This is a genomic window from Neochlamydia sp. AcF84, from assembly GCF_011087585.1.
In the GTDB taxonomy this organism is placed as follows: domain Bacteria; phylum Chlamydiota; class Chlamydiia; order Chlamydiales; family Parachlamydiaceae; genus Neochlamydia.
In genome coordinates, this window is sequence record NZ_VJOT01000083.1 from 1 (window position 1) to 3,662 (window position 3,662).

The 3,662-nt window shown below is 45.8% G+C and carries 2 rRNA genes; both read right to left on the reverse strand.

Annotation, left to right across the window (positions count from 1 at the left end):
• Positions 1-81: 81 nt before the first annotated feature.
• Positions 82-196 (reverse strand): 5S ribosomal RNA (rrf, locus tag NEOC84_RS09660).
• 180 nt (positions 197-376) lie between these two features.
• Positions 377-3,321 (reverse strand): 23S ribosomal RNA (locus NEOC84_RS09665).
• Between the last annotated feature and the right edge of the window lie 341 nt (positions 3,322-3,662).

Below are 3,662 nucleotides of genomic sequence, written 5' to 3' on the forward strand. Positions count from 1 at the left end.
GAAAAAAGGATAAGCAAAGCAAGATAGAGTAATAGGAAAGGAGAAAAGTTTTTAGCAGTGCTGTTTAGTAAAGAAAAAAAAGCTTGGCGGCGACCTACTCTCCCACACTCTTGTGTGCAGTACCATCGGCGATAAGAGGCTTGACTTCTGAGTTCGGTATGGGATCAGGTATTTCCCTCTCTCTATTGCCACCAAGCAAAATTGGTTTAACTTTTAAAAGCTAGGCAAATGATTAGTTAAGAAATCGTATCAGTTTTTAGCTTTAACGCTTCACACACATAAATCAACGCTTGAATTTCTCTTTCTTACATTGACTTATTTTGCGTCAGCTTGTAGTCTTTGTTACTTTGACCCAACTTGTCTCGATAAAAGAAAGTTGGTCAAGCCAATCGACTGATTAGTATTGGTTAGCTCAACACATTGCTGTGCTTACACATCCAACCTATCTACCATGTAGTCTTCATGGTGTCTAATTGGGATACCTTATCTTGAGGGAGGCTTGGCGTTTAGATGCTTTCAACGCTTATCCTTTCCGAACATAGCTACCCGGCTATGCACTTGGCAGTACAACCGGCACACCATTGGTTCGTTCACTTCGGTCCTCTCGTACTAGAAGCAACTCCTCTCAAGTATCCTGCGCCCACAACAGATAGGGACCAAACTGTCTCACGACGTTTTGAACCCAACTCGCGTACCGCTTTAATTGGCGAACAGCCAAACCCTTGGGACCTTCTTCAGCCCCAGGATGCGATGAGTCGACATCGAGGTGCCAAACCGCCACGTCGATATGAACTCTTGGTGGCGATAAGCCTGTTATCCCCGGAGTACCTTTTATCCGTTGAGCGACGGCGATTCCACTTTCCACCGCCGGATCACTAAGCCCTACTTTCGTACCTGTTCGACTTGTTGGTCTCACAGTTAATTTGCCTTATACCTTTACGCTCTACTCGTGATTGCCAACCACGATGAGGCAAACTTTGGACTCCTCCGTTACTCTTTAGGAGGATACCGCCCCAGTAAAACTGCCCGTCTGGCAATGTCCGTTCCCCAGATTCATGGGTGAACGTTAGATTCCCGACTTGTCAAGACCAGTATTTCACCGTCGACTCCATCTTACCTGACGGCAAGACTTCTAAGTCTCCTGGTTATCCTACACATGACAAGTTAGGAGCCAATACCAGAGTACAGTAAAGGTTCACGGGGTCTTTCCGTCTTATTGCGGGTAAACGGCATCTTCACCGCTACTACAAGTTCACCGAGCCTCTCGTTGAGACAGTGCCCAGATCGTTATACCATTCGTGCAGGTCGGAACTTACCCGACAAGGAATTTCGCTACCTTAGGACCGTTATAGTTACGGCCGCCATTCACCAGGGCTTAAATTCGAAGCTTCGCATTGCTGCTAACCTCTCCTTTTGACCTTTTGGCATTGGGCAGGCATCACACCATATACTTCGACTTAGACGTCTTTGCATAGTGCTGTGTTTTTGTTAAACAGTCGCCTGGGCCATTTCTCTGCGGCCACGCTCCGCTTCACATGCTAGATGTGTCACGGCTCATGGCTCCCCTTCTCCCGAAGTTACGGGGATAATTTGCCGAGTTCCTTAACGAGAGTTCTCTCGCGCGCCTAAGAATATTCTTCCCACCCACCTGTGTCGGTTTTGGTACGGTCACCTTCGACAGCTAGAATCTATTTCTTGGAAACATCGCTCTACACCATCGGTTCATTTACACTCCCCTTGTCCACTATCTAGAATCCTGCTGACGGATTTGCCTATCAGCCTTCCTCGTAGTGTCACGGACTCTTCCAATCGTCCGCGTGCTTTACTTATTTCGTCAATCCATCGCTATTGTCTTCGGTGGCGCAGGAATATTTAACCTGCTTTCCATCGCTTACGCTTTTCAGCCTCAGCTTAGGGACCGGCTAACCCAGGGAAGACGAGCTTTACCCTGGAAACCTTGGGTTTTCGGCGAGGCAGATTTTCACTGCCTTTATCGTTTACTCATGCCATGCATTCTCACTAGTATGCGCTCCAATGCTCCTTTCGGTACATCTTCTGTGCCCATACTACGCTCCCCTACCGCGCATATTTTGCAATATGCACCCGCGAATTCGGCTCTATGCTTTAGTCCCGGATATTATCGGCGCAAAGTTTCTCGATTGGTGAGCTGTTACGCACTCTTTAAATGATGGCTGCCTCTAAGCCAACATCCCAACTGTTTTAGAAACTTTACTTCCTTACTCACTTAGCATAGAATTAGGGGCCTTATTCGGCGATCTGGGCTGTTCCCCTTTTGACAATGAAGCTTAGCCCCCACTGTCTATCTCCCGGACGGCTTTACAGTATTCGGAGTTTGATTTCCTTTGGTAGACCGGTAGGTCCCCGCGTGAATTCAGTGCTCTACCCCTGTAAAGTAGATGTCCGAGGCTAACCCTAAAGTTATTTCGAAGAGAACAAGATATCTCCACGTTTGATTGGCCTTTCACCCCTATCCACAACTCATCCAAAACTTTTTCAACAGTTACTAGTTCGGTCCTCCACAAGGTGTTACCCTTGCTTCAACCTGGTCATGGATAGATCACGTGGTTTCGTGTCTACGCCATATGACTCTATTCGCGCTTTTAACGCTCGCTTTCACTTCGGCTCCGGAACGTATGTCCCTTAACCTTGCCATATAGCGTAACTCGCTGGCTCATCATGCAAAAGGCACGCCGTCAGCCATTCCCTTATAAAGGGCATAGGCCTTCGACCGTTTGTAAGCTGCTGGTTTCAGGTTCTATTTCACTCCCCTAACAGGGGTTCTTTTCGCCTTTCCCTCACGGTACTGGTTCGCTATCGGTTATCAACGAGTATTTAGCCTTGGGAGGTGGTCCTCCCTGCTTCAAACCGGGTTTCACGTGTCCGGCTTTACTCAGGTGCCTATCCTGTCAGGTCCTCTTTTCGTCTACGGGACTATCACCCTATATTGTCCAGCTTTCCAGCGGTGTTCGACTAAGATTTCCTGATCTTTTGATAGGTCCTACAACCCCAGAGTCATTGACTCTGGTTTGGGCTTTTCCCATTTCGCTCGCCGCTACTTTGGGAATCTCTTTATTGATTTCTTTTCCTCTACTTACTAAGATGTTTCAGTTCAGTAGGTCTTGCTTCTTTAACCTATGGATTCAGTTAAAGATGATGAGATATTACTCTCACCGGGTTTCCCCATTCGGATTCCACCGGGTCTACGCTTTCTTCCAGCTCACCGATGCCTATCGCGGGTTTCGCGTCCTTCATCGCCTGTTGATACCAAGGCATCCACCAGCAGCCCTTAATAGCTTGACCAAAAAATTTAATTTTTGGACTAAAGCTGACGTTTTACAATTACGTCATTAAGTTTAATGAGCATACTTTATTTTGTAAGTGTTTATCACTTACTTTCGCCAATTGTCTATTTTTAAATTTACATTTAAAATTTAGGTAAGAAGTTTACTCTTCAAGCGTCGATTTATGTCTGTGAACTTATCAGTGTTTAACGTTTTGCTTTCGCTTAACGTAAGATGCGTTTGATCGTTATTGCTAACGATCCGCTATTAACATGATACTTTTACTTTAATCATCAATCTTATCTTTTGAAGATTAACTCTTTTGTTTGATTTCTTATTAATCACTTGCCTTTCAAGATA